This window comes from Saccharothrix sp. 6-C, assembly GCF_016695385.1.
GTDB lineage: Bacteria > Actinomycetota > Actinomycetes > Mycobacteriales > Pseudonocardiaceae > Actinosynnema > Actinosynnema texasense.
Map to the genome: position 1 here is coordinate 6,983,599 of NZ_CP064192.1, position 20,496 is coordinate 7,004,094.

Below are 20,496 nucleotides of genomic sequence, written 5' to 3' on the forward strand. Positions count from 1 at the left end.
CAGGCGGGCCCTCGACGGCGGCGCGAGACTGTTGACACGTTCGGAGGGCGCTCGTAGCGTCCCCTCTTTGCGGAAATGGGATTCCGCGATACAGAAAAGAGAGCCTGCGTGCCCGATCTGGAAGGGTTCAACTCCGCGCCCGCGGCCGAGCTCCGCCCCCTGCTCACCGACTGCCTCGCCGTGCCGCGCTGGGTCGACGCGCTGCTCGCCGACCGCCCCTACCCCGACGTGGACGCGCTGGTCGCCGCATCGGACCGGCACGCGGACCTGACGGACGACGAGGTGCGCGCCGCCATCGCGAGCCACCCGCGCATCGGGGAGAAGGCCGCGGGAGGCGGGGTGTCGGCGAAGTGGTCGGCCGACGAGCAGTCCGGCGTCACCGCGCCCCTCGCCGACCGGCTGCTCGCCGCCAACACCGCCTACGAGGACCGGTTCGGGCACATCTACCTGGTGTGCGCGACCGGCCTGAGCGGCGAACGCGTCCTGGCCGACCTCGCCGCCCGGATGGACAACCCGCCGGACGCGGAACTGCGCGTGGTGAGCCGGGAACTGGCGAAGATCGCGGCACTGCGACTGAGGAAGGCGCTGGCATGACCACCACCGGTGAGGCGGACCCGAGGTCGACTTCGCTGTCCACCCACGTGCTCGACGCCGAGGCCGGCCGGCCGCGCGTCGGCGTGCCGGTCCGGTTGGAGCACGACGGCGGGGTGCTGGCCGAGGGCGTCACCGACGACGACGGCCGGCTGAGGTTCGCCCGCGAGCTGAGCCCCGGCGTGCACCGGCTGACGTTCGAGGTCGACACGCCGTTCTACCCGGAGATCACCGTCGCGTTCCGGGTCACCGGCGACCTGCCGCACCTGCACGTGCCGATCCTGTTGAGCCCGTTCGCCTTCACGACCTACCGAGGGAGCTGACCGATGGCCATCGTCCTGGGGCCCAACCAGTACGGGAAAGCGGAGAACCGCCTCGTCACGGTGACCCGCGACGGCGCCGTGCACACGATCAGGGACCTCACGGTCAGCACCTCCCTGCGCGGCGACCTGACCGACACCCACCTGACCGGCGACAACTCGAAGGTGCTGGCGACCGACACGCAGAAGAACACCGTCTACGCCTTCGCCAAGCAAGCGCCGGTCGGCGAGATCGAGGACTTCGCGCTACGGCTGGGCCGGCACTTCGTCTCGTCGCAGGAGGCGATCACCGGCGCCCGCGTGCTGGTCGACGAGCACGCTTGGGAGCGCATCGAGGACGACGACCACTCGTTCGTGCGGGGCAGCGACGAGAAGCGCACGACCGCCGTGACCGTCGAGGGCGGCCGCGCGTGGGTGGTGTCGGGCGTGCGGGACGTGGTGGTGCTCAAGTCGACCGGCTCGGAGTTCCACGGCTTCCCGCGCGACGAGTACACGACGTTGAAGGAGACCCACGACCGGATCCTGGCCACCTCGGTGACCGCGCGGTGGCGCTACCAGGGCGAAGGGATCGACTGGGCGGAGAGCTTCACCGAGATCCGGCGGCTGCTGCTGGCCACGTTCGCGGCGAAGCACAGCCTGTCGTTGCAGCAGACGCTGTACGCGATGGGCGAGGCGGTGCTGCGGGCCCGGCAGGAGGTGGCGGAGGTGCGGCTGTCGATGCCCAACAAGCACCACTTCGCGGTGGACCTGTCGCCATTCGGGCTGGAGAACGACAACGAGGTGTTCTACGCCGCCGACCGGCCGTACGGGCTGATCGAGGGTTCCGTGCTGCGCGACGACGCCGAGGACCCCGGGTCCGCCTGGTACACCCTGCCCGCGTTCTGAGCGGGTCCGACCGTGCTCCCCCACCCGGGAGCACGGTCGTCTCCGGTGCCGTCACCCCTCGGGCGCCGTCACTTCTTGGCGCCGTCGCTCTTGTGCAGCGCCATGCGTTGCAGCCGCCAGGCGTGGAACAGGTCGGCTTCCTCGTACCAGTCCACGGCGGTCGGCCGGCGCGCGGTGAACATGAACTCCAGCAGGACCTCCCGGTAGGTCGTCAGCGGCACGCCCACGCCCGGCGGGAAGTCGGTGTAGGTCTCGTCCACGTACGGCGCGTCCGGCTCGCCCTTCGGCCAGCCGGTGAACTCGTCGTCCACGTAGTTGAGGTAGCCCCACGCGCCTCGGACGGCGAGCACCAGGTTGTGGTCGCTCTCCCCCTCCGCGTCGGGCGCCCGGCCGAAGTGCTCCAGCATCCCGTCATTGCACTCGGGCCGCGCCAAGGCGGCGATGAGCACGTCCACGTCCGCCGCGCACGCCACCACCTGGTAGCGGAACTCCGCCCGCTCCAGGTCCGGCAGCCCGGTCCACAACCCGGCCCGCATGGTCATGGACACACCCTGACCGGTATCGCGTGATCCGGCTTTTCGCTGGTTCGAGGATCACCCCATCCAGCGATGCCACGATCACTCTCTTCTGGCTAGAGCCTGCAAATCGGTCACGGTGAGTCCCGTCGCGCGGCGGATTTCGTCCTCGTCCAGGGCACCGCAGTCCAAGGCGCGGAGGAACGACGTGGACAACGCCTGCGCGGTCGCGGGCTCGTCCAGCACCGAGCCGCCGGCCCGGTCCACGTACGCCTTGAGCCGGCGCGCGTCGGCGTCCACGCCTTCGAGGTAGAACGCGTGCACGGCCGCGTACCTGGTCACCAGCTGCGCCGGGTGCAGGTCCCAGCCCTGGTAGAAGCCGTGCGCCAACGACCGCCGCACCAGCCGGTAGTGCGTGCGCCAGCCCTCGTGCACGTCGTCGCCGACCGGCAGCACGTTCGTGGACCCGTCCGACAGCGCGACCCCGGTGCCGGCCGCGGACACCTGCATGACGTTGCGGGCGAAGTCGCACGCCCCGTGCGCCAGGTGCTGGTGCGCCGCGCCCAGGCCGCAGCCCGCCGTGTAGTCGTACGTGCCGAAGTGCAGCCCGGTGACCCGGCCGCGGCCCGCCTCGATGAACCGGGGCAGCGCCAGCCTGCCCTCGCCGTCCACGATCGACCGGGTCGTCTCGACCTGGATCTCGAACCGCAGCGGCAGCCCGAACAGGTCGAGGACGTCGCCGAGCACCTCCACCTGGGCCACCGAGGTGACCTTCGGGAACGTGATCACGAAACCCCCGGGCGCCTCACCCAGCGCGGTGAGGAAGACGTCCAGCGTCCGGATGCCGCGCTCGCGCGACGCCCTCGTGTCGAAGGACTTCATCCGCAGGCCGAACCGCGACGGGGCCGTGCCGTCGCGCAGCCAGTCCCGCACCACGAGCGCGGTGCGTTCGGCGTCCGAGTCCTCCTCCGCGTCGGACCGGACGCCGTAGCCGTCCTCGAAGTCGACCCGCAGGTCCTCCACCGGCGCGCCGACCAGCTTCGCCCGCACCCGCCCGTGCACGACCTCCGCCAGGTCCGGCGCGAGGCCCAGCACGCCGGCCAAGCCGTCCGGCGCGTGCCCGTCCAGTGCCGCAAGCGCTTGCGCGCCCCAGTCGTCGAGCGTGGACGGGCCCACCCGGTCGGCGGGCACGTAGCAGGTGTGCACCGGCTGGCGGCCCGCCGGCGCGCGCAGCTCCACATCGGACAGCCGCGCGGTGACCGCCCGCACCGCGTCGGCCGACAACGACGTCCGCGGCACGTCAGCCGATCCGCTCGTAGGCGGGCAGGGTCAGGAAGTCCACGAACTCGTCGGACAGCGCGACCTGCTCGAACAGCTCCACGGCCAGGTCGAGGTGCTCGCCCTCCAGCTCCTCCTTCGCCCAGGCCAGCGCGTCGCGCACGAGGTCGGCGGTGACCGGCGTGCCGTCGTCCAGCACCACGTCGTTGTGCACCCACTGCCACAGCTGCGAGCGGGAGATCTCGGCCGTGGCCGCGTCCTCCATCAGGTTGTGGATGGCCGCCGCGCCGTTGCCGCCGAGCCAGGACATCAGGTACCGCACGCCGACGTCCACCGCGGACGCCACACCCGCGCGGGTCGCGCTGCCGCCCGCCGACGCGAAGTCGAGCAGCTGCTCGGCGGTGACGGACACCTCGGGCCGCAGCTCGTCGAGCTGGTTGGGACTGCCCGAGAACTTCTGGTCGAAGATCTCCGCGCACTCCCCCACCAGGTCCGGGTGCGCCACCCACGAACCGTCGAAGCCGTCGCCCGCCTCGCGGCGCTTGTCGTCGCGCACCTTCGCCAGCGCGTCTCGCGTGACCTCCGGGTCGCGCCGGTTCGGGATGAACGCCGCCATGCCGCCCATCGCGAACGCGCCGCGCTTGTGGCACGTGTGCACCAGCAGCTCGGTGTAGGCGCGCATGAACGGCACGGTCATCGTGATGCTGTTGCGGTCGGGCAGCACGAAGTCGCGGCCGGCGTCGCGGAAGTACTTGATGATGCTGAACAGGTAGTCCCAGCGGCCCGCGTTCAGGCCCGAGGCGTGCTCGCGCAGCTCGTAGAGGATCTCGTCCATCTCGAACGCGGCCGGGATCGTCTCGATCAGCACGGTCGCGCGGATCGTGCCGTGCGGGACGCCGAGCCGTCGCTGGGCGGCGGTGAAGACGTCGTTCCAGAGCCGGGCTTCGAGGTGGCTCTCCATCTTCGGCAGGTAGTAGTAGGGCCGGCCGAGTCCGGCGTTGTGGAAGAAGTGCAGGCCGAAGTCGACCAGCGCGCCGATCGCGGGACGGCCGTCGACCTCGACGTGCCGCTCGGGCAGGTGCCAGCCGCGCGGCCGCACCACGATCGTCGGCCGGGGCACGTCGTCGCGCAGCGTGTAGTGCTTGCCCTCCGGCGAGGTGTGCTCGACCGTGCCGCGGGCCGCGTCGTAGAGGTTGACCTGGCCGGAGACGACGTTGTGCCAGTGCGGCGTGTTGGCGTCCTCCAGGTCGGCCAGCCACACCTTCGCGCCGGAGTTCAGCGCGTTCACGGTCATCTTCCGCTCGGTCGGGCCGGTGATCTCCACCCGTCGGTCGCGCAGCGGTTCGGGCGCCTCGGCGACCCGCCAGTCACCGTCGCGGATCGCCTGCGTCTCCGGCAGGAACCCGAGCGGGCGGCGGTCCGCGCGGCGGCGCATCAGGGCGGCGTGCTCGAGCGCGAACGCGCGGTGCAGCTCGGCCACGAACTCCAGCGCGTCCGGCGTGAGGATCTCGTCCCCGCGCTCCACTTCGCCACCGAGGACGCGAACACCGGACATGGAAGCCCACCTCGTTCCGAGTCGGTTTCTACTTCGCGGACTATAGTTTTCACCACGCGGAACGGCAACGAAGGAGTGATGTCGGTGGCACGAGAGTCCACGGGCGGCGTGCAGTCGCTCCAACGTGCCTTCGACCTGCTGGAACGCCTGGCCGACGCGGGCGGCGAGGCGAGCCTGTCCGAGCTGGCCGCCACCTCCGGCCTGCCGCTGCCGACCATCCACCGGCTGATCCGCACCCTGGTCACGTCGGGGTACGTGCGGCAGAACAGCAACCGCCGCTACACCCTCGGGTCCCGGCTGATCCGGCTCGGCGAGAGCGCGTCGCGGCAGTTCGGCACGTGGGCGCGGCCGTTCCTGGCGCAGCTGGTGGACAAGGTCGAGGAGACCGCGAACCTGGCCGTGCTGGACGGCGACGAGGTGGTGTACGTGGCGCAGGTGCCGTCACGGCACTCGATGCGGATGTTCACCGAGGTGGGCCGCCGGCTGCTGCCGCACGGCACGGGCGTGGGCAAGGCGATGCTGTCGCAGCTGCCGCGGAACGAGGTGCGCGCCCTGCTGGCCCGCACCGGCCTGCCCGCGTACACGCCGAACACCATCACCGACGCCGAGGAGCTGCTGGCGTCCTTGGACCAGATCGCCGAGCAGGGCTACGCGCTGGACGAGAGCGAGCAGGAGCTGGGCGTGCGCTGCGTCGCCGTTCCGCTGCACGGCGCCCCGACCCTCGCCGCCGTCTCCGTCTCGGGCCCGGACAGCCGCCTCACCAAGGACTCGCTGACCAGGATCATCCCGGAGGTCCTGACCATCGCCACCCGCCTCTCCACCCACTCCCACCACTGACCCCCACGAGAGTCGTACCTCCACCTCGCGTGAGTCGTACCTCCACGCGCCGAGAGTCCTACGTTCAGAGCACCTGAATTCAACGCTCACGCATCGACCGTTCGTCGTGAGCGTTGAATTCAGGGTGCGTGAACGTAGGACTCTCGCGCCGTGAACGTTGGACTCTCGCGGGGTCAGGTGAGGAGGGCGTCGACGAAGGCGGTCGGTTCGAAGGGGGCCAAGTGGTCGGCGCCCTCGCCGAGGCCGACCAGCTTGACGGGGACGCCCAGCTCGCGCTGGACCTGGAACACGATGCCGCCCTTGGCGGTGCCGTCCAGCTTGGTCAGCACGATGCCGGTCACGTCGACCACCTCGGCGAACACCCGCGCCTGGGTCAGGCCGTTCTGGCCGGTGGTGGCGTCGAGCACGAGGAGCACCTCGTCGACCTCCGCCTGCTTCTCCACCACGCGCTTGACCTTGCCCAGCTCGTCCATCAGGCCGGTCTTGGTGTGCAGCCGGCCCGCCGTGTCGATCAGCACGGTGTCCACACCGGCGGCGACGCCCTGCTTCACCGCCTCGAACGCCACCGAAGCCGGGTCCGCGCCCTCGGCGCCGCGGACGGTCGACGCGCCCACGCGCGAACCCCACGTCTCCAACTGGTCGGCCGCCGCCGCGCGGAAGGTGTCCGCCGCGCCCAGCAGCACGGTGCGGCCGTCGGCCACCAGCACCCGGGCCAGCTTGCCGGTCGTCGTGGTCTTGCCGACGCCGTTCACGCCGACCACCAGCACCACGGCGGGCTTCGGCCCGGACGCGCCGTCGGCGTGCGGCAACGCGTTCACCGCGCGCCGCATCTCCGGGTGCAGCGCGTCGACGAGCACGTCGCGCAGCAACGCCCGCACGTCGTCGGACGTGCGCACGCCACGCGCCACGATCTGCTCACGCAGCGCCGCGACGATCTGGTCCGTGATCGCCGCGCCGAGGTCGGCCATCAGCAGCGTGTCCTCGATGTCCGTCCACGAGTCCTCGTCCAGGTCGCCCGCGCCGAGCAGCCCCAGCAGGCTCTGCCCGAACGTCGACCGCGACCGCGACAGCCGTCCGCGCAGCCGCTCCAACCGACCGGAGGTCGGCTCGATCTCCTCGATCTCGGAGGCCTGCTCGGGCAGGTCGACCTCGACGAACCCGCGCTTGGCCGAGTCGCGCGGCACGGCGGCGTCGTCACCGACGCCCGGCTGCCCGTCGACCTCGGTCCGCTCGGCGACCGGGTGCTCGACCGGCTCGACCCGCTCGACCCGCTCGGCCGGTTCGACCGGCGCGGCCCGTTCGACCGGAGCGGGTGACGCTCCGGAGCGCTCCACGGGCTCGGCCGGTCTGGTCGGTTCCGCCACCGGTGGCGCGGGCTCGTTGAACGTGATGGCGCCACCGGCCCGGTAACCGCCCTTGGCCGGCTTGTCCTGCTCGGGCTCGGTGAGGCTGATCCGCCGGCGCCGCGCCAGCACGACGCCCGTCACGAGGGCGACCGCGAGGAGTACCGCGACGACGACGATGATCCAGATCAGGGACGTGGTGGACACGGCGCAATCCTCGCACGCCACCATATGTTGACGATCGACGAACCAGGTTGATTTCAGGCAACTTTCAAACGAACACTCTTGCGCAAGCGTGCAGTGTGGAATAGACCACAGGGCGTGAGGGTGATCGGGCTCATCTCGGGCACGTCGATGGACGCCGTCGACGTGGCCGTCGCCGACCTGTCCCTGGCCGGCCGCACGGTCGTGCTGACCCCGGTCGAGCACGCCGAGCACCCGTTCCCAGAGGACCTGCGCAGGCCGCCGACCAGCGCCGCCGACCTGTGCGTGCTCGACACCCGGCTCGGGCAGGTGTTCGCCGAGGTCGCCGCCCGGTACGAGGGCGACCTGGTGTCGTCGCTGGGCCAGACCGTGCACCACTGGGTGGAGGACGGCCGCTGCCTGGGCACGCTCCAGCTCGGCCAGCCCGCGTGGATAGCCGAAGCCACCGGCCTGCCGGTGGTGGCCGACCTGCGGGTCCGCGACGTCGCCGCGGGTGGTCACGGCGCGCCGTTGGCGAGCACCCTGGACGCGCTGTGGCTGGCCGACTTCGACGGACCGGCCACCGCGCTGAACATCGGCGGCATCGCCAACGTCACCAAGGTCTCGCCCGAAGGCGTGATCGCCTACGACACCGGACCGGGCAACGCGCTCATGGACGCCGCGATGACCGTGCTGTCCGGCGGTTTGCGGAACCAGGACACCGACGGTGGGTTCGCCGGTCGCGGCCGGGTGCGCGCCGACCTGCTCGACCGCCTGCTGGCCGACCCGTACTACGCCCTCCCCGCGCCCAAGTCGACCGGCAAGGAGCACTTCGACCGCGCCTACCTGGACCGCGTCACCGAGGGCCTGACCATGCCCGCCGAGGACCTGCTGGCCACGCTGACCGAGCTGACCGCGCGCACGATCGCCGCCGAGTGCGAGGGCACGGTCATCGGCTCCGGCGGCGGCATGCGCAACCCCGTGCTGGTCGAGTCGTTGGGACGGCGCGTGGACCTGCGCACGAGCGACGAGCTGGGACTGCCCGCCGAGGCCAAGGAGGCCTACCTCGCCGCCTTGCTCGGCTTCCTCACCTGGCACGGCCTGCCCGCGAACGTGCCGTCCGCCACCGGCGCCGCCGGCCCGCGCCCGCTGGGGTCGATCACCCCCGGCCGCTACCCGCTGCGCCTGCCCGAGCCCGTGATCACCGCCGTGACGGGATTGACGATCGGCCGCCGTGAGAGGCAGTCGGATGGGAGAGGCCATGCGCGCGCTTGATGTCGCCATCATCGTGCTGTTCCTGGTGGGCATGCCGCTGCTGGGCGTGTGGATCGCCGGGCGCCAGCGCTCCGCCACCGACTACTTCGTCAGCGAACGCCGCATCTCGTGGTGGGTCGTGTGCGTGTCGGTGGTGTCGGCGGAGACGTCCACGCTGACCGTGCTGAGCGTGCCGACGGTCGCCTACCTGGGCACGATGACGTTCCTGTCGCTGGCCGTCGGCTACCTGATCGGCCGGATCGTGGTGTCGTTCGTGCTGCTGCCCAAGTACATCGCGGGCGAGCTGATCACCGCGTACGGGTTCCTGGGCAAGCGGTTCGGCCGCAACATCCAGAGCACGGCGTCGCTGACGTTCCTCGTCACGCGGTTGCTGGCGGACGGCCTGCGGCTGTTCGCCACCGCCATCCCGATCAAGGTCGTGCTCGTCGCGTACGGCGTGGACGTGTCGTACTGGGTGATCGTGGCGGCGCTCGGCGTCGCGATGGTCGTCTACAGCTTCCTGGGCGGCGTGCGGGCCGTGGTGTGGGTCGACGCGATCCAGATGCTCTGGTACGTGATCGGCGCGTTCGCGGTGATCCTGGTGCTGAACGGCAAGCTGCCCGACGGGTGGTTCGCCAGTGCCGCCGACGCGGGCAAGTTCCAGGTCCTCGACTTCGACGCCAGCGCCTTCACCTCGCCCTACGCGATCGTCGTCGCGTTCATCGGCGGCGCGGTGCTGTCCATGGCCTCGCACGGCGCGGACCAGCTCATCGTGCAGCGGCTGATGGCGACCAAGGACGTGCGCGCGGCGCAGAAGGCGCTGATCGCCAGCGGTGTCGTGGTGTTCCTCCAGTTCGCGCTGTTCCTGTTCATCGGCGTGATGCTGTGGGCGTTCTACAAGGCGGCCAACCCGGTCACGGACCTCAAGCTCAACAACAACGACGAGCTGTTCGCCAACTTCATCGTCAACGACATGCCGTCGGGGCTGTCCGGGTTCGTGATCGCGGGCATCCTGGCGGCGGCGCTGTCGTCGTCGTTGGGCGCGCTGGCCTCCTCGACCGTGACGGACATCGTGCAGCGCGTGGTGCGGCGGCCGATGAGCGAGGCCGAGGTGTTCAAGCAGGGTCGGATCTGGACGGTGGTCTGGGCGGGTCTGCTGATCGTGTGCGCCGGGCTGTTCGCCACGCTGACGCGGCGCGGCAACCCGATCGTGGAGCAGGGCCTGTCGATCGCCGGGTTCACCTACGGCGCGCTGCTCGGCGCGTTCCTGCTGGGGCTGGTGTTCCGCAAGGCCAAGGAGCTCGACGCGATCGTGGCGTTCGCGGTCACGGTGGTGGTGATGGCGTTCGTGATCCTGGGGGTGAAGTTCGTCGGGCCGGAGGCGAGGATGGTGATCGACTTCGCGCCGGCGGCGCCCGCGCGGAAGTTCGTGTCGCTGGCCTACCCCTGGTACACGGTGCTCGGCGTGCTGGTGACGCTGGTCGTGGGCGGGTTGATGTCGTTGCGGCACAAGGGCTACCAGCCGCCGGGCGTGCAGGACGACGTGATGTCGGCCAAGGCGTCGTAGGGCTCGGGCGTCGTAGGGCTCGGGCTGCGTGGGGCTCGGGCTGCGTGGGGCTCAGGCTGCGTGGGGCTCAGGCGGCGGGGTTGGCGCGGTAGGCGACGAGTTCGAGGTGCAACCGGAAGCCGAGCCGGTCGAAGAGCCGCTGGGAGGAGCGGTTGCCGGCCAGTATCGCGGCGGCGGCCTGCGGTCGTGCCCCGGACTTCTCGGCCAGCTTCCAGACCAGCTCGGTGACCAGCGCCGCGCCGACGCCCTGCCCGCGCACGTCCGGTTCCACGGCGACGAAGTCCAGGTAGAACTCGCCCGGCTCGGCCTTGCCCGAGGCGTAGCCGAGGACGCGGTCGCCGTCCATGGCCACCACCACGGTGTGCCGTCGGGCGGCGTCCACGAGCTTGCGCCCGCTCAGGTAGGTCTTGGGGAAGCACCGCTCGTGCAGCACCGCCACCGCTTCGTGCACGGCCGGGTCGGTCGGCAGGACCCGCATCTCGCGGGCCGGTCCGGTGCGCGGGCAGCTCGCCTCGCGCAGCAGCAGGCCGCGCAGGCCGTCGCCGTCGAGGACGTGTATCCCGCACGCCCGGGCGGCGGCGAAGCGGTGCCGTTCGGCGAACGCGGCCAGCCGCCGGTGCCCGGTGTGGCCGAGCAGCTCGCGGTCCGGGACGCCGTCGAGCAGCGGCAGGGCGGCCGCGTAGAGCGCGTCGGCGGTCTGGTCCCAGATCCGGCTGCCCGCCGGGTGGTTGACCGGCACGTCGACGAACGGTCCGTGCAGGTAGGCGCGGCCGGACTCGGCGTCGAGCTCGACGCTGAGCGCGCCGACGACCCAGCCGGAGTCGTCGGTGGCGACCACGGTGCACGCGGCCCAGTCGGGCTCGAACTCGGCCAGCTCGGCCGAGATGTCGCCGAGCGTCTCGCCGAGGTAGCCGATGTGGTGCGCGTCGTCGGCCTGCAACCGCAGGACGAGCGAGAGGACGGCGTCCAGGTCGTCCTGGGCGGCGGGACGGATGTCGTACATGTCTGGAATGGTCACCCGCGGGACGGCCGAACGCGAGGGAGTTTTCGGTGGTGGACGGGCCGGACGTGACGGAAGTCGCCGAAGTGCCCCGGATGGGGCCGGCACCGTGCTCCCCCCGCTCCTAGCGTCGGGGTCATGACGGACGACGTCCTCGACATCCCCTTCGCCGATGCCTTCGCCTTCGACCCCTCGCCCACGTGGGCGAAGCTGCGCGACGAGTCGCCCGTGGTCCGGGTCCGCACGCTCGCGGGCGCCGAGGTGTGGCTGGTGACCCGCTACGACGACGTCAAGCTGGTGCTGGCCGACCCGCGGTTCTCGCGGGCCGGCGTGGTGGCGGCGGGCGCGCCCCGGGTCGGCGTGTCCCGGCCGCTGCCCGGCACCCTGCCGACCACCGACCCGCCCGAGCACACCCGGCTGCGCAAGCTCGTGTCCGGCGCGTTCTCGCACCGGACGATCTCGCAGACCCGGCCGTGGGTGCGCGAGCTGTGCGAGCGGCTCGCCGACGACGTGGTGGACGGCGCCGACCTGCGGCAGGTGTACGCGCTGCCGTTGCCGATCCAGGTCATCTGCACGCTGCTCGGGGTGCCGTACGCGGACCGGGAGCGGTTCCGCGAGTGGACCGAGCTCGCGTACAGCCTGGAGATGGCCGACCAGCCGCGGGTCGAGGCGGCGATGGCGAGCCTGCTCGCGTACATGGGCGACCTGGTCGCGGCGAAACGGCGGGAGCCGAGGTCGGAGGACCTGCTCGACGAGCTGTGCGCGACGCCCCTGACGCACGACGAGCTGACCGCGTTCGCGTTGAACCTGCTGGTCGCGGGGCACGAGACGTCGGCCAACCAGATCACCAGCTTCGTCGCCACCCTGCTGCGCGAGCCGGCGCAGTGGGACCGGCTGGTCGCCGACCCGGAGCTGGTGCCGAGCGCGGTCGAGGAGCTGATGCGGTTCACCCGGCTCAGCGAGGTGGGGCAGCTGCGGGTGGCGTTGGAGGACGTGCGGGTCGCGGGGGTGACGGTGCGGGCGGGCGAGGGCGTGATGGCGTCCATCGGCTCCGCCAACCGGGACCCCCGCGCGTTCGCCGAGCCGGACTCGCTGGACCTGGCGCGCACGCCCAACCAGCATTTGGCGCTCGGCATCGGCCCCCACTTCTGCCTCGGCGCGCAGTTGGCCCGCATCGAGCTCCAGGAGGCGCTGCTGGTGCTGCTGCGGCGGTTCCCGGGGCTGCGGGCGGCCCGGCCGGTCGAGGAGCTGGCGTGGCGGAGGGTCCTGGTCAGCGGTCTGGCCGAGTTGCCGGTCAGCCTCGGATGACCGACATCTCTTGCCGCGCGTTTCGCGTTGGGGAACCCTGGTGGGGTGAGCGAGGAAACGATCCAACTCGAACTCAACGACAGCGGGGTGGCGGTAGACCTACCGATGCCTGCCAACCAGCGGGACCAGGTGCAGGAGGTCCCCTACCGGCCGGTCGAGTTCCGTGACGACGACCTGCCCAACGCGTTGGAGCGCGCAGCGTCCTGGCTGCGGCAGACGCAGGACTGGCTCGGTGAAGCGGTCGACGTGATCGCGGTCCACCTGGACTACGACGACACCAAGGGTTCGCCGTATTACGCCCTGAAGCTGCTGTGCAATGAGGAGGACCTGGCAGGCGTTCCCAAGGTGGTGCGCGAGCACGATCGCACTACTGACGAGTAACGTAAGCTGGGTCCATGCCAGATCGCGTGTACCCGCCGGTGATCGCCGCAGCCAAACTGATGTTCCGCGTGCTCGACATGCGGATCACCGTGGAGGGCGCGGAGCACGTGCCGACCACCGGCGGGGCCGTGCTGGCCTCGAACCACGTCTCCTACCTCGATTTCATCTTCGCCGGCTACGGCGCGCACCCGGCGCGCAGGTTGGTCCGGTTCATGGCCAAGCACGAGGTGTTCAAGCACCGCGTGTCCGGCCCGCTCATGCGCGGGATGCACCACATCCCGGTGGACCGGGCCGCCGGGCAGGCGTCCTACCAGCAGGCGTTGGACGCGCTGCGGGCCGGTGAGATCGTCGGGATCTTCCCCGAGGCCACGATCAGCCGGTCGTTCACGGTCAAGGACGTGAAGAGCGGCGCGGTGCGGCTGGCGGCCGAGGCCGGCGTGCCGTTGCTGCCGACCGCGGTGTGGGGCACGCAACGCCTGTGGACGAAGGGCAGGCCGAAGTCGCTGACCCAGCGGCACGTGCCGATCACCATCATCGTCGGCGAGCCGATGGAGCCGACCACGGACGCCGCGCTGCGCGAGCGGATGCAGGACCTCGTGGACGACGCCCAGGCCCGCTACCCGGAGTCGGGCGAGGGCCAGTGGTGGCAACCGGCGCACCTCGGTGGCGCCGCGCCCACGCCGGAAGAGGCCAAACGCCTCGACGACCGCTGACGCCGCGTCCTAGGCCCACTTCTGCAGGGACTCCGCCAGCCGCCGTTCGAACGTCAGGAACGCCTGGCCCTCGCCGCCGTCGCAGACCACCACCAGCTCACCGGAGACGGTGACGCAGCAGGCGAGCCCGCGAGGGCCGCGGCGGACACCGACGACCTCCTCGACGTGCGGCCGGTCGTCCTCGCGGTAGACGCAGGCGGTGAGGGTGTCGTAGCTGAAGCCGTCCTCGTCCAGGAACCCGGTGAGCGGCAGCGGCTCGCCGCCCTCGACCTCCACGAGATCACCGGCGGCCGTGACGGCGACCCCGCCTTCGGCGAACAGGACGTCGTGCTCGACCACGGTCGTCCACGCCATCCCGAACCGCTTCTTCGACCGGTGCTCGACGGAGACGCGCCTGGGCGCCATGCCGATCGCCGCGGCGACGCGCGCGAACGCCCGCGCCTGCTCCCGCCACGACTCGCGGTGCTCCGGCAACCGGGCCATGACCTCCGCCGCGACCCGCCGCCCCCGGCTCCGCTCCAGCCGCACGTGCTCGACCCGCTCCCGGAGCCGGGTCTCGAAGTCAGCCATGAGCCGACCCTACGCAGGCCCGGCACACCGCAGGCCCGGCACGTTCGCAGACGCAGCACCTTCGCAGGCGGGTGCTTCACAGGCGGGGGACTTCACGGGCCAGGGCTTCGCAGGCGTCCCCGCCCAGGGGGTCCCCTGTTCTTGATCCTGCCGGCCGGCACCGACATTCCGGACCGCTGGACGCGAGCCTGTGGACAACTCGGGTTTGTGCCGGCGCCGAGACGACCTAGGGCGTGTTTCAAAGGTGAGGTGAGTGGCGGCGTGTCGGTGGCCGGAACATAGCAAGGTCTCCGGTAAGTCGGTTAGCGACCAAGCAAACCTGAACACCGGAGACCTCGTGGTCAGCGTAGCGGCAGCGGGGCGGGCCGACCTGACCGACGCGCAGTGGGCGGTGCTGCAACCTCTGCTGCCCGTCGGTGCCAAGCCGGGCCGTCCGCCGAAGTGGAGCAAGCGGCAGTTGATCGACGGCATCCGGTGGCGGGTGCGTGTCGGGGCCCCGTGGCGTGACGTCCCGCCCGAGTACGGACCCCGGCAGACGGTCTACGGGTTGTTCCGGCGTTGGCAGCGTGCCGGGGTCTGACGGCAGGTCCTGACCGCGTTGCAGGCCCGCGCCGATGCCGCCGGGTCGATCGTGTGGGACGTGTCGGTGGACTCCACGGTCATGCGGGCGCACCAGCACGCCGCCGGTGCGCGGAAAAGGGGGATCTCCAGGTCGAACCGCCCGACACACCTGACGGCGGCACGGAACCGGACGACCACGGGTTGGGCGGTCGCGGGGCGGGTGGACCAGCAAGCTGCACCTGGCCTGTGAACAACGGCGGCGGCCATTGCCGCTGCTGCTTACCGCCGCTCAGCGGGGTGACAGCCCGCAGTTCACGCCTGTGATCGAGCAGATCTCGGTGCCGCGCGTCGGCCCCGGCCGGGCACGAACCCGACCGGACCGGGTCCTGACGGACAAGGCCTACAGCTCCAAGGCCAACCGCGCCTACCTGCGGCATCGCGGGATCAAGGCGACCATCAACCAGCCCCGCGGCCAGGCGGCCCACCGCAAGGCCAAAGGCTCCGCGGGTGGACGGCCGCCTCTGATCGACAGAGAGATCTACAAACAGCGCCACGCGGTGGAATGCGGCATCAACCTGCTCAAGCAGCACCGGGCGGTCGCCACCCGATACGACAAACTCGCCGTCCGCTACCAGGCCACCATCGACATCGCCGCCATCAACATCTGGCAACGCCACATCTGAAACACGCCCTAGTCGGAGGCGGCGGGCGGTCCGGTCTCAGGAGTAGCGGCGGCGGGTTCCGGAGCGGCGGGTTCCGGAGCGGCGGTGGTGGCGGCCGGTGGAGCGGCGGCCACGGCGGCGGGTTTGGCGCGTTTCGGCTTGTCCTCGCCCCGCAGGCGTTGGGAGATCACCTGGCTGATGCCGTCACCGCGCATGGAGACGCCGTACAGCGCGTCGGCGATCTCCATCGTCGGCTTCTGGTGCGTGATGATCAGCAGCTGCGAGTGCTCGCGCAGCTGCTCGAACAGGCTGATCAGCCGGTGCAGGTTGGTGTCGTCCAAGGCCGCTTCGACCTCGTCCATCACGTAGAACGGCGACGGGCGGGCGCGGAAGATGGCGACCAGCATCGCCACGGCCGCCAGCGACTTCTCGCCACCCGACAGCAGCGACAGCCGCTTGACCTTCTTGCCCGGCGGCCGGGCTTCCAGCTCGATGCCGGTGGTCAGCATGTCGTCCGGCTCGGTCAGCACCAACCGCCCCTCGCCGCCGGGGAACAGCACCTTGAACACGACCTCGAACTCGCGGGCGACGTCCTCGTAGGCCGACGTGAAGACCTCCAGGATCTTGTCGTCGACCTCCTTCACCACGGTCAGCAGGTCGCGCCGCGTCGCCTTGATGTCCTCCAGCTGGTTGGACAGGAACTTGTACCGCTCCTCCAGCGCCGCGAACTCCTCCAGCGCCAACGGGTTGACCTTGCCCAGCAGCGACAGGTCCCGCTCGGCGCGCTTGGCCCGCCGCGCCTGCGTGTCCCGGTCGTACGGGATCGGCTGCGGCGCGGTCACCGCCTCGCCGCGCTCCTTCGCCACCTCGTACTCGGCCATCTCCTGCGGCGACGGCGGGATGAACACGTCCGGGCCGTACTCGGCGACCAGGTCCTCCAGGCCGATGCCGAACTCCTCGGCGACCTTGGTCTCCAGCTGCTCGATGCGCATCCGCTGCTCGGCCCGCAGCACCTCGTCGCGGTGCACGGCGTCGGTCAGCTTCTCCAGCTCCACCGACATCTCGCGGACGAGGTTGCGCACCTGCGCCAGGTACGTCTCGCGCCGCGACTTGCGCTCCTGCGCCGCGTCCCGCTCCGCGGCCGCCCGGCTCAACGACGCGGCGATCCGCTCCAGCGCGACCTCGCCACCGCGCACCACGGCCTTCGCCACGACCGCGCCCCGGGCCCGGGCGGCGTGGGCGCGCTGGGCGCGTTCCCGCGCCTCACGTTCCGCCCGTGCGGCCCGCCGGAGCCCTTCCGCCTTGCCCTGCAAGGCGCGAGCGCGTTCCTCGGCGGTCCGCAGCGACAGCCGGGCGTCGACCTCCCCCTGGCGCGCGGCGGCCAGCTCGGCGGCCAGCTCGTCGCGGTGGGAGCTGTCCGGCTCGTCGTCCAGCGGCTGCTCCTCCGCCACCAGCAGGCGTTCTTCCAGCTCGCCGAGCTTGAGCAGGTTCTCCTCGCGGGCCGCCTCGACCTTCGCCCGCTGCGCCCGCACGCGCTCCACCTCGGCCTCGGCCGAGCGCACCGCCGCGGCCAGCCGGTTCAGCCGCTCCGACGACCGGGCGCGCCGCACCTTGGCCTCGTTGAGCTGCTCCTTCACCGCGGCGACCTCGGCCCGCCGTGCCTGCTGCTCGGCCCGTGCGCCTTCCAGGGCGGCCGTGGACTGCTCCAGCGCGCGCTCCGCCAGCGCCAGCTTCTCCGACGCCTCGTCCACCGCGGCCTGGACCTCGATGACGCTCTGGCTGCGCCCGGACCCGCCGACCGCCCAGTCCGCGCCGAGCACGTCGCCGTCACGGGTCACCGCGCGCACCGACGGGTGCGCGTCCACCAAGCCGCGCGCCGTGGCCAGCGAGTCGACCACCACGACCTTGTCCAACGCGCGGTGCAGCGCGGGCCGCAGCGGCTCCGGCGCCTGCACCACGTCCACCGCCCACCGCGCGTCCGGCGGCAACGACGGCCATCCGGACCGGTCGACGCTCACCGGCGCGCCGCCGACCAGCACCCCGGCCCGACCGGTGTCCTGCTCCTTCAACAGCTCCAGCGCCGCCACCGCGTCCGCGCCGGAGGCCACCGCGACCGCGTCCGCGATCGGGCCCAGCGCCGCCGCCAGCGCGACCTCCGCGCCCGGCTCCACGGTCAGCAGCGCCGCGACCGACCCGAGCAACCCCGGCAGCCGCGACGCCAGCAACGCGCCCGCGCCGTCCTTGCGGGTCAGGCCCAACGACAGCGCGTCCACGCGCGCCTGCCACGACGCGATGTCCCGCTCGGCGGTCCGCTCGGCCTTGACCAGCTCCTCGACCCGGCGGCGCGCGGCGTCGTCCGACTCGGCGGCCAGCCGGTGCCGCTCGTCGAGCCCGACGTCGTCCTCGTCCTCGGTCCCGGTCACCTCGCGGGCCTCGGCCAGCTCCTGCTGCACGACCTCCGACCGCTCGACCGCCTCGGCCAGCGCGACGGACATCCGCTCGATCTCCTCGGCGGTCGCGCTCGTCTTCGACCGCAGCGCCTCCACCTGGCCGGACAGCCGGGCCAGGCCTTCGCGCCGGTCCGCGATCGCCCGCACCGCGGCCAGGTGCGCCTTCTCCGCCGCGGACACCACGCGTTCCAGCTCGGCCCGCGTCTCCACGGCCTCCGCCAGCCCCACCCGGGCCTCGGTCACGCCGTCCTGGAGCTCCTGCTCCAGCTCCGCGGTCTGCTCGGCCTCGGCTTCCAGCTCGTCCGGGTCACGCCCGCCGCGCGGCGCGTCGACCGCCGCCGACAGGTGCCGCTCCCGTTCCACGGCCAGCCGCACGGTGCCGCGCAGCCGTTCCTCCAACGCCGACAGCCGGTACCAGGTGTCCTGGGCCTGCTGGAGCTTCGGCGCGTCGGCCGCGACCTGGTCCTCCAGCTCGTTCTGCTGGAACTGGGCCTGTTGCAGCGACTTCTCGACCTCGGTGCGCCGGGCCCGGGCGACGGCCTCGTCCTGCTCCTCGCGCGCCAACGCCTCGCGCTGCGTCACCAGGTCGTCGGCCAGCAGGCGCATCCGGGCGTCGCGCAGCTCCGACTGCACGGCCTGCGCGCGGCGCGCGATCTCGGCCTGCTTGCCCAGCGGCTTGAGCTGGCGGCGCAGCTCGGCGGTGAGGTCGGTGAGGCGGGTCAGGTTCGCCTGCATCGCCTCCAGCTTCCGCAGCGCCTTCTCCTTGCGCTTGCGGTGCTTCAGGACGCCCGCGGCCTCCTCGACGAACGCGCGCCGCTCCTCGGGCTTGGACTCCAGGATCGCGGCGAGCTGGCCCTGGCCGACGATCACGTGCATCTCGCGGCCGATGCCGGAGTCGCTGAGCAGTTCCTGGATGTCCATCAACCGGCACGAGTTGCCGTTGATCTCGTACTCGGTGGCGCCCTCGCGGAACATCCGGCGGGTGATCGACACCTCGACGTAGTCGATCGGCAGCGCGCCGTCGGAGTTGTCGATGGTCAGCGTCACCTCGGCGCGGCCCAGCGGCGCGCGGCCGGACGTGCCGGCGAAGATGACGTCCTCCATCTTGCCGCCGCGCAGGTCCTTCGCGCCCTGCGTGCCCATGACCCAGCGCAGCGCGTCGAGCACGTTCGACTTGCCGGACCCGTTCGGACCGACGACGCAGGTGATGCCGGGCTCGAAGCGCAGCGTGGTAGCCGAGGCGAAGGACTTGAACCCCTTCAGCGTCAGGCTCTTGAGGTGCACGCCGGGCAGCGTACCCGTGCGGCCCGTGAACCCGGCGGCGGCACGCTGACCTGCGCGATCACCGCCGGACCGAGACCAGCACCGTCATGTCGACCACCAGGTCCAGCCGTTCGATCTCCTGGACCGGGAACGACGTGGAGCCGGGTATCCGCTCGTCGGGCGCGTGGTCGGTGCCCCACCAGCCGCCGATCTCGGTCCGGCCGGCCCGGTCGTGGACGATCAGCTTGCACCGCACGCCCTTCGGCATGTTCTCGACGCGCATCCACAGCTCGGTGCCCCAGGACCTGCCGACGAGATCGGCGCTGGCCACCACGCCGGACGTGCCGTCGGCGGCGTGCCACGTCACGGCGTCGTCGCCGGCCAGGCGCGGCACGACCACCACGCCCAGCGCCACGAGCACGACCAGCACACCCGCGCCCACCAGCACCGGCCACCGCCGCCGCCGTGCCCGCACGGGCGACGGCCCCGGCGCCGCCAGGGGCGGCAGCGGCCGGAGGTCGGGATCGGGCGCGGGGTCGTCGAACGGCAGCTCCAGGTCCGACAGCTGCACCTGGCCGAGCAGCCCCGGCAGCGGCGCCAGCCGCACCATCTCGCGCCGGCAGTCGGCACAACCGCGCACGTGCCGCTCGAACGTCGAGCGCTCCGCCGGGTCGAGCGAGCCGAGCAGGTAGGCGCCGAGCGCCACGGTCTGGGCGCAGCTCACGACTCCGTCACCCCCCGCTCCTCCAACGCGTCGCGCAGCGCGCGCAGGGCGTAGAAGCAGCGCGACTTGACCGTGCCGGGCGGGATGCCGAGCACCGCCGCCGCCTCCGCCACCGATCGCCGCCGGTAGTACAGCTCGACCACGACGTCGCGGTGGTCGGCGCTGAGCCCGCGCAGCACCTCCGCGACCTGCCAGCTCTGCAGGACGTGCTCCACCTCGTCCGCGACCGGGGGCAGGTCGCCCGGTTCGATCGGCACCTCGGAGTGCCGGCCGGCGCGCTTGCGGAAGCCGGAGATGACCAGGTTCCTGGCCACCGTGTAGAGCCACGGGCCCGCGTCGGCGGGGGTCAGCTCGTCGACGTGCCGCCAGGCGCGCAGCAACGTCTCCTGGACGACGTCCTCCGCCTGCTGGTGGTCACCGCCGACCAGACGCAGGACGTAGCCGTGCAGCGGGCCGCGCCAACGGCCGTACAGCTGCCTGACGACATCTTCGCCACGGTCCACATCGATGTACTACGCCACCGGGCCCTTCGGCGT

The 20,496-nt window shown here is 71.9% G+C and carries 18 protein-coding genes and 1 pseudogene; 10 read left to right on the top strand and 9 right to left on the bottom strand.

The features are described 5' to 3' along the window. The first annotated feature begins 108 nt into the window (after nt 1–108). Genes uraD through pucL form a run of 3 tightly spaced genes read left to right on the top strand, consistent with a single transcriptional unit; the run spans nt 109 to nt 1,796 of the window. Nucleotides 109–594, top strand: a complete 486-nt coding sequence (uraD, locus tag IOD16_RS29660) for a 2-oxo-4-hydroxy-4-carboxy-5-ureidoimidazoline decarboxylase (RefSeq protein WP_236594463.1) — start codon at nt 109–111, stop codon at nt 592–594. Next, complete coding sequence (locus tag IOD16_RS29665) at nt 591–914, top strand: hydroxyisourate hydrolase (protein ID WP_201436978.1); 324 nt, start codon at nt 591–593, stop codon at nt 912–914. The genes uraD and IOD16_RS29665 overlap by 4 nt, the downstream gene beginning before the upstream one ends. A 3-nt stretch (nt 915–917) precedes the next feature. After that, a complete protein-coding gene (gene pucL, locus IOD16_RS29670; protein WP_201436979.1) occupies nt 918–1,796 on the top strand; it encodes a factor-independent urate hydroxylase in 879 nt (292 codons plus the stop codon). 68 nt (nt 1,797–1,864) lie between these two features. Here pucL and IOD16_RS29675 read toward each other — a convergent pair whose 3' ends face one another. The 3 genes from IOD16_RS29675 to aceB all read right to left on the bottom strand — a co-directional run bounded on the left by IOD16_RS29675 (nt 1,865) and on the right by aceB (nt 5,144). Further along, complete coding sequence (locus IOD16_RS29675; RefSeq protein WP_148088949.1) at nt 1,865–2,338, bottom strand: Imm1 family immunity protein; 474 nt, start codon at nt 2,336–2,338, stop codon at nt 1,865–1,867. 75 nt (nt 2,339–2,413) lie between these two features. After that, nucleotides 2,414–3,610, bottom strand: a complete 1,197-nt coding sequence (locus IOD16_RS29680) for a DUF6986 family protein (RefSeq protein WP_201436980.1) — start codon at nt 3,608–3,610, stop codon at nt 2,414–2,416. A gap of 1 nt (nt 3,611) precedes the next feature. Further along, the gene (gene aceB / locus IOD16_RS29685) at nt 3,612–5,144 is read right to left on the bottom strand and encodes a malate synthase A (protein ID WP_201436981.1); all 1,533 of its coding nucleotides are present in this window, start codon (nt 5,142–5,144) and stop codon (nt 3,612–3,614) included. A gap of 78 nt (nt 5,145–5,222) precedes the next feature. Between aceB and IOD16_RS29690 the strand changes: the two genes are divergently transcribed. Further along, complete coding sequence (locus IOD16_RS29690) at nt 5,223–5,981, top strand: IclR family transcriptional regulator (RefSeq protein WP_201436982.1); 759 nt, start codon at nt 5,223–5,225, stop codon at nt 5,979–5,981. A gap of 173 nt (nt 5,982–6,154) precedes the next feature. Here IOD16_RS29690 and ftsY read toward each other — a convergent pair whose 3' ends face one another. After that, entirely contained in the window at nt 6,155–7,555 is a 1,401-nt protein-coding gene (gene ftsY / locus IOD16_RS29695) for a signal recognition particle-docking protein FtsY (RefSeq protein ID WP_201436983.1), read from the bottom strand. Nucleotides 7,556–7,645: 90 nt separating this feature from the next. Between ftsY and IOD16_RS29700 the strand changes: the two genes are divergently transcribed. Then, a complete protein-coding gene (locus tag IOD16_RS29700) occupies nt 7,646–8,782 on the top strand; it encodes an anhydro-N-acetylmuramic acid kinase (protein ID WP_201436984.1) in 1,137 nt (378 codons plus the stop codon). Then, entirely contained in the window at nt 8,769–10,328 is a 1,560-nt protein-coding gene (locus IOD16_RS29705) for a sodium:solute symporter (RefSeq protein WP_123748381.1), read from the top strand. The genes IOD16_RS29700 and IOD16_RS29705 overlap by 14 nt, the downstream gene beginning before the upstream one ends. A gap of 67 nt (nt 10,329–10,395) precedes the next feature. Here IOD16_RS29705 and IOD16_RS29710 read toward each other — a convergent pair whose 3' ends face one another. Beyond that, complete coding sequence (locus IOD16_RS29710; RefSeq protein WP_123745933.1) at nt 10,396–11,331, bottom strand: GNAT family N-acetyltransferase; 936 nt, start codon at nt 11,329–11,331, stop codon at nt 10,396–10,398. A 135-nt stretch (nt 11,332–11,466) separates the two neighbouring features. Here IOD16_RS29710 and IOD16_RS29715 point away from each other — a divergent pair, with 135 nt between their 5' ends. From IOD16_RS29715 to IOD16_RS29725, 3 genes are read left to right on the top strand one after another with little or no spacing between them, the layout of a single operon-like run. After that, a complete protein-coding gene (locus IOD16_RS29715; RefSeq protein WP_123745932.1) occupies nt 11,467–12,636 on the top strand; it encodes a cytochrome P450 in 1,170 nt (389 codons plus the stop codon). A gap of 45 nt (nt 12,637–12,681) precedes the next feature. Further along, nucleotides 12,682–13,017, top strand: a complete 336-nt coding sequence (locus IOD16_RS29720) for a hypothetical protein (protein WP_123745931.1) — start codon at nt 12,682–12,684, stop codon at nt 13,015–13,017. A gap of 14 nt (nt 13,018–13,031) precedes the next feature. Continuing rightward, on the top strand, nt 13,032–13,730 hold the full coding sequence (locus IOD16_RS29725) for a lysophospholipid acyltransferase family protein (RefSeq protein ID WP_123745930.1): 699 nt from the start codon (nt 13,032–13,034) through the stop codon (nt 13,728–13,730). 9 nt (nt 13,731–13,739) lie between these two features. Here IOD16_RS29725 and IOD16_RS29730 read toward each other — a convergent pair whose 3' ends face one another. Next, nucleotides 13,740–14,300, bottom strand: a complete 561-nt coding sequence (locus IOD16_RS29730; RefSeq protein ID WP_201436985.1) for a hypothetical protein — start codon at nt 14,298–14,300, stop codon at nt 13,740–13,742. 337 nt (nt 14,301–14,637) lie between these two features. Here IOD16_RS29730 and IOD16_RS29735 point away from each other — a divergent pair. Then, nucleotides 14,638–15,544, top strand: a pseudogene (locus IOD16_RS29735) (IS5 family transposase). 8 nt (nt 15,545–15,552) lie between these two features. Here the strand turns inward: IOD16_RS29735 and smc are convergent. From smc to IOD16_RS29750, 3 genes are read right to left on the bottom strand one after another with little or no spacing between them, the layout of a single operon-like run. Further along, nucleotides 15,553–19,257 carry a chromosome segregation protein SMC gene (smc, locus tag IOD16_RS29740; protein ID WP_201436986.1) on the bottom strand — a complete coding sequence of 1,235 codons (3,705 nt, stop codon included), beginning with the start codon at nt 19,255–19,257 and terminating at the stop codon, nt 15,553–15,555. A gap of 58 nt (nt 19,258–19,315) precedes the next feature. Beyond that, nucleotides 19,316–19,960 (bottom strand): anti-sigma factor family protein, encoded by a 645-nt coding sequence (locus IOD16_RS29745; protein WP_201436987.1) that lies wholly within the window; start codon nt 19,958–19,960, stop codon nt 19,316–19,318. Beyond that, nucleotides 19,957–20,463 carry a sigma-70 family RNA polymerase sigma factor gene (locus IOD16_RS29750; RefSeq protein WP_201436988.1) on the bottom strand — a complete coding sequence of 169 codons (507 nt, stop codon included), beginning with the start codon at nt 20,461–20,463 and terminating at the stop codon, nt 19,957–19,959. The genes IOD16_RS29745 and IOD16_RS29750 overlap by 4 nt, the downstream gene beginning before the upstream one ends. Nucleotides 20,464–20,496 lie beyond the last annotated feature (33 nt).

Bases quoted from the DNA above. Each gene is read 5' to 3' on its own strand.
- IOD16_RS29665 (WP_201436978.1), top strand. From the start codon at position 591: ATGACCACCACCGGTGAGGCGGACCCGAGGTCGACTTCGCTGTCCACC.
- pucL (WP_201436979.1), top strand. From the start codon at position 918: ATGGCCATCGTCCTGGGGCCCAACCAGTACGGGAAAGCGGAGAACCGC.
- IOD16_RS29675 (WP_148088949.1), bottom strand. From the start codon at position 2,338: ATGACCATGCGGGCCGGGTTGTGGACCGGGCTGCCGGACCTGGAGCGG.
- aceB (WP_201436981.1), bottom strand. From the start codon at position 5,144: ATGTCCGGTGTTCGCGTCCTCGGTGGCGAAGTGGAGCGCGGGGACGAG.
- IOD16_RS29690 (WP_201436982.1), top strand. From the start codon at position 5,223: ATGTCGGTGGCACGAGAGTCCACGGGCGGCGTGCAGTCGCTCCAACGT.
- ftsY (WP_201436983.1), bottom strand. From the start codon at position 7,555: ATGGTGGCGTGCGAGGATTGCGCCGTGTCCACCACGTCCCTGATCTGG.
- IOD16_RS29705 (WP_123748381.1), top strand. From the start codon at position 8,769: ATGCGCGCGCTTGATGTCGCCATCATCGTGCTGTTCCTGGTGGGCATG.
- IOD16_RS29710 (WP_123745933.1), bottom strand. From the start codon at position 11,331: ATGTACGACATCCGTCCCGCCGCCCAGGACGACCTGGACGCCGTCCTC.
- IOD16_RS29715 (WP_123745932.1), top strand. From the start codon at position 11,467: ATGACGGACGACGTCCTCGACATCCCCTTCGCCGATGCCTTCGCCTTC.
- IOD16_RS29725 (WP_123745930.1), top strand. From the start codon at position 13,032: ATGCCAGATCGCGTGTACCCGCCGGTGATCGCCGCAGCCAAACTGATG.
- IOD16_RS29730 (WP_201436985.1), bottom strand. From the start codon at position 14,300: ATGGCTGACTTCGAGACCCGGCTCCGGGAGCGGGTCGAGCACGTGCGG.